Source organism: Acidovorax sp. KPB24-07 (assembly GCF_057543315.1).
In genome coordinates this window covers 1-7133 of sequence record NZ_BAAJYS010000193.1, presented here as the reverse complement: position 1 = coordinate 7133, position 7133 = coordinate 1, and the positions used below count along the sequence as shown (strand labels likewise).

Annotated in this window: 6 protein-coding genes; 5 read left to right on the top strand and 1 reads right to left on the bottom strand. The window is 68.6% G+C overall.

The window, feature by feature from the left end; all coding sequences use genetic code 11:
* On the bottom strand, nucleotides 1–3072 hold a 3072-nt coding region (locus tag AC27IQ_RS16680), incomplete at its 3' end, for a methyltransferase domain-containing protein (protein WP_487090117.1).
* Between the two features lie 76 nt (nucleotides 3073–3148).
* Between AC27IQ_RS16680 and AC27IQ_RS16675 the strand changes: the two genes are divergently transcribed.
* From AC27IQ_RS16675 to AC27IQ_RS16655, 5 genes are all read left to right on the top strand, one after another.
* Entirely contained in the window at nucleotides 3149–3934 is a 786-nt protein-coding gene (locus tag AC27IQ_RS16675) for a glycosyltransferase family protein (RefSeq protein WP_284429726.1), read from the top strand.
* The gene (locus AC27IQ_RS16670; protein WP_284398141.1) at nucleotides 3931–5034 is read left to right on the top strand and encodes a glycosyltransferase family 4 protein; all 1104 of its coding nucleotides are present in this window, start codon (nucleotides 3931–3933) and stop codon (nucleotides 5032–5034) included. The genes AC27IQ_RS16675 and AC27IQ_RS16670 overlap by 4 nt, the downstream gene beginning before the upstream one ends.
* Before the next feature lie 150 nt (nucleotides 5035–5184).
* A complete protein-coding gene (argB, locus tag AC27IQ_RS16665; protein ID WP_092745378.1) occupies nucleotides 5185–6078 on the top strand; it encodes an acetylglutamate kinase in 894 nt (297 codons plus the stop codon).
* 85 nt (nucleotides 6079–6163) lie between these two features.
* Nucleotides 6164–6871, top strand: a complete 708-nt coding sequence (locus AC27IQ_RS16660; protein ID WP_272565155.1) for a response regulator transcription factor — start codon at nucleotides 6164–6166, stop codon at nucleotides 6869–6871.
* A 59-nt stretch (nucleotides 6872–6930) separates the two neighbouring features.
* The gene (locus tag AC27IQ_RS16655; protein WP_487090116.1) at nucleotides 6931–7071 is read left to right on the top strand and encodes a hypothetical protein; all 141 of its coding nucleotides are present in this window, start codon (nucleotides 6931–6933) and stop codon (nucleotides 7069–7071) included.
* The last annotated feature ends 62 nt before the right edge of the window (nucleotides 7072–7133 follow it).

Genomic DNA, 7133 nt, shown 5'->3' with positions numbered 1-7133 from the left:
GGCGATGCGCCGCGCCGTGTCGTGGCTGGGCGCGAGCACCCGGCGTGCGCCGGTGAGCAGGCGCGCATTCGCGCCACGCCATTCGGCGACGGTGCCGCCCAGGGGGGAATGCATCTCCGGCGTGCAGCACTTGCATTGCCCGGGACCGATCTCGCCGGCGTACCGGTTGGTCGTGTCGGTCATCGAGATGTGCGTGCAGTAGCTGTAGTAGTCGTGCGCGGTGAAGTCGTAGGGCACATCCAGCAGGTGCGGGATGTTGCGAACTTCCTGGCCGTGGCCCAGCAGGTGGTGAAAGTGCACCTGCCGCACGCCCAGCTGCCGCAGCACGCCGAGCAGGTCGTCGTACTGGTCGTTCAGGCGGAAGGTGAGTTCGAAGCCCTCGTCCTGCCCCGCCATGCGCAGCCGCACGCTGTGCCCAGGCGCGGGCGTGAGGGTCAGGAAGGTGGCCTGGTCCGCCAGGTGCGCGGCCAGTTCGCGGACATGCCGGACCGTGCCACCGGCCCGGTCGTGCAGCACGGCGAGCACGGCCGGCAGGCCGGCCTCGGCGATGCGGGCCACGTCGAGCGCCAGCCGGTAGGGCTGCGCCGGATCGGCCTGCACGAACGCATGCACGTCGCGCTCGTAGCGCGGATGCAGGCGGCGCAGGGTTTCCATGGCCGCGAGTTCGCGCGGGCTCTTGCTGTCGCCGAAGCTGACCCCGCCGGTGTGCAGCACGAAAGTGTCCAGCAGGTGCAGGTTGCGCCAGCCGGCCGCGTGCGCGCGCTGGCAGAAATCGTTTTCCTCGCCGTAGCCCTTGCCGAAGTGCTCGGTATCGAACAGGCCGAGCTGCACCAGGCAATCGCGCCGGATGTACATGCAAAAGCCGACGCCCGTGGGCACGTCCACGACCGCGCCCGGGTGGGTCCTGGCGCACAGCGCGTCCAGGCGGGCCGTGTCGTAGCCGGGTGGCAGGTCGTTGTCCTTGCAAAAGCGCGGGTAGCTGCAGATGGTGGCGTTGTTGGAGAACGGGGTGACCGAGGCCACCTTGGCATCGCCGTAGGCGGCGTTGCGGATGCGGTCGAGCCAGTCGTTGGCGACTTCCGTGTCGCTGTTGAGCAGCAGCACATCGTTGCTGCCGCTCAGGGCCATGCCGCGGTTGACGGTGCCGACGAAGCCGAGGTTCTCCTCGTTTTCCAGCAGCACGATGCGCTCGTCCTGCGTGGCCCGCTGGCGCAGCCAGGCCGTGACTTCGGGCTCGGGGCTGGCGTCGTTGATGACGATGAGGCGGTAGGGCGTAGCGCACGGGCTGGCCAGCACGGAATCGACGCACATCTGCGTGTCGGCCAGGCCCCGGTAGACGGGCACGATCACATCCACGGGGTGCTGCGGCGGCGTGACCTGCACGGGCCCCTGCGTTGCCGCTGCGGCGGCATGCTTGGGCGCACGGCCCAGAAGGCGGTCCACGCGCATCTTGGTGTGGACGAGTGGGCGGGTCGCGCGGAACACGGTGGAGTTTTCGATCGTTTTCAAGTGGTGGGCGAGGGCGCCGTAGTCGTGTTGCAGGCGGCCCAGTTCATGCTGCAGTCGGGTGGCGTTGCGCTGGAACTGGGCGGACTCCTGCTGCAAATCGGCCCGCTGGCGCAGCAGCGTCTGGGTGCTGTCCTTGAGCGTGGCGTTGTGTTCCTGCAAGGCCTGGTTGGTGTACTCCAGGGTGCGCTTGTCGCCCTCGAGCACTTCCTTTTGCTCGCCCAAAGCGCGCTTTTCCAGCTCGAGCGCCTCGCGGGTCTCCCGAAGCAGTCGATCAGCCTCGCGCTGTGCCTGCGCCTGGGCCAGGGCTGCTGCCGTCTTCAGGTCGGAAATCTGTTCCTGCAGCGGGAAGATGGCACTCGAAAGGGCCAGGTAGTCGGCGGACATGGGCCACCCCAGGTCGATGTCCAGCACGGCCCCGCCGCCGGCGTGGCCGGTCAGGACGTCCCGGGGGATCGGCAACTCCATCCAGGGGTCGTCCCCGGTGAGCAGCAGCAGGGTGGCGGGGGAGGCGGCCGGCATGGGCTGCTCCCACACGATCTGGCGGTGGGGCGAGCGGGCCAGCAGCGAGCGCGATGCAGTGTCGGCCTGCCACGTCCACACCGCGTCGCCCTGGGCATTGCGCAGGGCGATGCCATGCAGGTGCATGAAGCCGGGGCGGTCCGCCGGGTCGAGCCTCAGGTTCGTGAGGGGCGTGGGCGTATCGGGCAGGGTGAAACGCACCGTCTGGCGTTCGCGACCAATGATGCCGGTGGCGGTCAGCTTGCGGTCTTCGGCGTATTCGCCGTTCTGGCCCAGGTAGAGCTGGGCGGTGAACAGGGCATGGGCTTCCTCCGGGTCCGGCGTGCCGCTCTGGTCCTCGGCGATGGCCTGGGCGACAGGCTGCGCCGCAGCGATGAACTGGTAGGCCATGGCATCGGGTGCGCCGAGCAAATGGCGCGACACGGCCGGTGGCAGCAGGTCGAAGGCGGCCTTGAACTCCGATTCGGGCACCTCGCGGCGCACGGTGTCGATCTGGTCGACGGCCCAGCGCTGCTCGCCCAGGAACCGCCCCAATGATCGCCGGGTGAAGAAGCGAAGGTGGGTGCGGTCCAGCAGGCCTTCCTCCCGGTAGCGGAATTCACCCTGCAGTAATTCGGCCACCAGGCCGCAGTAGCCGGCGTTGGGCACCGAAATCAGCAGTTGACCACCGGTTGCCAGCAGTTCGCGGCATTGCGCCAGGATGCCCTCCGGGCGGCGCAGGTGTTCGAGCACGTCGGCACACACGATGTAGTCGTAGCGCTGGCCGGTAAAAAGGGTAACCAGATCGCACGTTTCCAGATCGGACACTTCCACGCGCCGGTAGTGGGGGCGGGCGTGTTCGGCCTCGGCTTCGCTGAGCGTCACGCCATCGCTGGTGCAGCCCCGGGTCTCTGCCAGATATTGCCCGAGTGCGCCGCTGCCGCAGCCCAGGTCGAGCACCGTGGATCCCTCGCGGACAAGGCTCGCCAGCACGGAAAGGGAGGTGCGTTCGTCTTGCTTGATGGTGCGCAGATAGACGTGCAAATCCTCGATTGTTTGGGTCATCCCCGGATTATGACGGGCGCATGGCAGCGGCCCGCTTGGCAGGACGGTGTGCGAGGCAGACGACAATAGCGTGTTCATGATGTCATCTCTCAATGCGGAACGGGGCCTGGTGGTCTCGCTGATCAGCCACGGCCACGGGCCCTGGGTGCAGGTTTTGCTGCAGGATCTGGCGCGCCTGTGCGGGGCCAGCGTTTCGCGCGTGGTGCTCACGCTCAACCTGCCCGAGGCCGAGCCGCAGGCCCCCGCCGGAGGCTGGCCCTTCGTGCTGGAGATTCGCCGCAATGCGTCGCCCCTGGGCTTCGGCGCCAACCACAACCGCGCATTGCGCGGGGCGGCCGAACCGATGGTCTGCGTGCTCAACCCCGACGTCAGCCTGCTCGGCGCGAACCCGTTTCCCACGCTGTGCGAGGCCGCCCTGCCGGCGGACGTGGGCTGCGCCTACCCGGAGCAGGTGGACGGCCGCGGCCAGTTGCAGGATTCCGAGCGCGAGCTGCCGTCGCCCGCTGCGCTGTGGCGCCGCCGCGTGCTCGGGCAACGGGAGCACCGGGTGGACTGGGTGAACGCGGCGTTCCTGGTGATGCGGCGGGCGGTGTGGGACGCGCTGGAGGGATTCGATGAAGGGTATTTCATGTATTGCGAGGATGTGGATTTGAGCTTGCGCATGCGGCTGAGGGGCCTGCGGCTGCACAAGGGTGCGGCCCGCGTGGGCCATGTCGGGCAGCGCGACAGCCAGCGCCGCATGGCCTACCTCGCCTGGCACGTGCGCAGCCTGTGGCGGCTGTGGCGCTCGCCGGTGTATCGGCAGGCACGATCTTTGTTACCGGAGGGCCCCCGCGGCCCGCATACCATCGGCGCTCCATGATCTGGTTGTCTCTGGTTGCGTTTCTGGTTTCCACGCTGGTGGCTGCGGGCATCGTCCGATGGGGGCGCGACCACGCGTCCGTGTATGGCGACACCATGCCGCAGCGGTTCCACCTGGGGGATATTCCCCGGCTGGGCGGGGCGGCGCTGCTGGCCGGCATGGCCTGCAGCTGGATGCTGGGGGTGGTTCAGACGTCGTGGATGGGCGATCCGGGCTCGCTGCGGCTCGGCGCCTGGGTGGTCTGGTGGATCGTGGCGCTCCTGCCGTCGGCGGTGGGCGGCATCGTGGAAGACCTGACGCAGCGCCTGACCGTGCGCTATCGCCTGCTGCTCACGGCCCTGTCGGGTGGGCTGGCGCTGATGGTGCTGCAACTGAACGTGCAGCGCATGGGCCTGCCCTGGCTGGACGGCTTCCTGGCCCAGACGCCCTGGCTGGGCATGGTGATCGTGGTGCTGGCGGTGGCCGGCCTGCCGCACGCCTTCAACATCATCGACGGCTACAACGGCCTGGCGGGCATGGTGGCGTTCATCGTCTGCCTGGCGCTGGCGCACGTCAGCCTGCAGGTGGGGGACCGGTCGCTCGCGACGCTGTTCGTTTGCACGGCGGCGGCCACGGCCGGGTTCCTGGTGTGGAACTACCCGCGCGGCATGATCTTCGCCGGCGATGGGGGCTCCTACATCTGGGGCGTGGTGATCGCGCTGGGCAGCATCTCGCTCGTGCAGCGCAACCAGGACGTGTCGCCCTGGTTCCCGATGCTGCTGCTGATCTACCCGGTGTGGGAGACCGTCTTCTCCATCTATCGCAAGCTGGTGCGCGGGGTCTCGCCGGGCGTGGCGGACGCGCTGCACTTCCATCAGCTCATCTACCGGCGCATCGTGCGCGGGGTGTTCCATGACGACGAGTCCCGCCGGGTGCTCATGCGCAACAACCGCACCTCGCCCTACCTGTGGGGTTTTACCCTGCTGACGGTGGTGCCCGCGGTGCTGTTCTGGAGCAACACGGTCGTGCTGGCGATCTTCTGCGCCCTCTTCATGATCGCCTACGTCTCCGCCTACCTGGCCATCGTGCGCTTCAAGGTGCCCAGCTGGCTGCGGCATTGAAGACCGCCCACGGGCCGATGCTGAATGGCATCGCCCGGTGCCGTCCTGGCCCGTTCCTGCGCCCGTCCCGCCCCAGCGCCGTCCGGGGGCCGGGGCAAGGCACAATGCGCATCTCCATCGCTTAACCGCTCCTTCAGCCGCGAGCTCTTCATGACGACCGACCTTCTTTCGATTGCTCCGCGCGACAAGGCCGAAATCCTGGCCCAGGCGCTGCCCTACATCCGCAAGTTCCATGGCAAGACCATGGTCATCAAATATGGCGGCAACGCCATGACCGACCCGGCGCTGCAGGCCGACTTCGCCGAGGACGTGGTGCTGCTCAAACTGGTGGGCATGAACCCGGTGGTGGTGCACGGCGGCGGCCCGCAGATCGAGACCGCGCTCAACCGCCTGGGCAAGAAGGGCCAGTTCATCCAGGGCATGCGGGTGACCGACGCCGAAACCATGGAAGTCGTGGAGTGGGTGCTGGCGGGCGAAGTTCAGCAGGACATCGTGGGCCTGATCAACCAGGCGGGCGGCAAGGCCGTGGGCCTCACCGGGCGCGACGGCGGCATGATCCGCGCCCAGAAGCTCAAGATGGTGGACAACAAGGACCCGAGCATCGAGCACGACATCGGCCAGGTGGGCGACATCGTCTCCATCGACCCGAGCGTGGTCAAGGCGCTGCAGGACGATGCGTTCATCCCCGTCATCAGCCCCATCGGCTTCGGCGAGAACAACGAGAGCTACAACATCAACGCCGACGTCGTGGCCAGCAAGCTCGCCACCGTGCTGCAGGCCGAAAAGCTCGTGCTCCTCACCAACATCCCGGGCGTGCTGAACAAGGCGGGCGAACTGCTCACCGACCTCACCGCCCGCGAGATCGACACGCTGTTCGCCGATGGCACCATCTCCGGCGGCATGCTGCCCAAGATCGCCGGCGCCCTCGATGCCGCCAAGGCCGGGGTGAACGCGGTGCACATCATCGACGGCCGCGTGCCGCACGCCATGCTGCTGGAAATCCTGACCGAGCAGGCCTACGGCACCATGATCCGCAGCCACTGAGATGCCCGTCTGCGCCTCGCCCGCCGTGCAGCGCGCCGCCCCCGGCGGGGCCGCGCCGGTCCGTTCCTGAGCGGGTGACAGGGCGATGCGCCTGCTGCTGGTCGAGGACGACGTCATGCTGGCCAGCGGCATCAAGCTGGGCCTGACCGACGCGGGCTATGCGGTGGACTGGGTGGGCAGCGGCGAGCGGGCCGAAGAGGTGCTGCGCACCGAATCGTTCGACGCCGCGATCATCGACATCGGCCTGCCGGGCATGGACGGCCTGGAGCTCACGCGCTGCCTGCGCCGCCCCGAGATGGCCCATCCGGCCATGCCGGTGCTCATCCTCACGGCGCGCGACGCCCTGCACGACCGCGTGCAGGGGCTCGACCTGGGCGCCGACGACTACATGGTCAAGCCCTACGAGCTGCCCGAGCTGCTGGCGCGGCTGCGGGCCCTGCTGCGGCGCTCTCAGGCCGCGACCACGGCCATCCTGAGCTTCGGGCCGCTGGAGCTGGACACCGCCGGCCGCACCGTGAGCATCCGCACCGCCAGCGATCCCCATGCGCGCCAGCCCATCGAACTGGGCCCGCGCGAGTGGACGGTGCTGGAATACCTGCTGATCCACGCGCCCAAGCCGGCCAGCAAGGAAAAGCTGCTGCAGGCCCTGACCGGCTGGGACAAGGAAATCACGCCCAATGCGGTGGAGGTGTACGTTTCCCGCCTGCGCAGCAAGCTGGAGCCCAATGGCGTGGCGCTGCGCTCCATCCGGGGCTTCGGCTACCGGCTGGAACTGCAGCCCCCGCGCGGCTGAGCGCGCCCCGCCGTCTCCGCGCCAGCCCACCCCTGCACCCGCACACCCCGGCCGCCGCCATGACCTCCGCGCTGCGCATCCGGCTGCTGCTGCTGCTGATCCTGCCGTTGTGCGCCCTGGCGCTGGCGGGCGTGAAAAAGACCGTGCCCCCAGTGGCTCAAGGGAGTGGTGCTGATTTTTTCTGCTGCTGCTGGCGCTGATGGTGTTCACCAACCGCGACCGAATGGACGTGTACGGCCGCTATTTCCGCGAGACCTCGCCG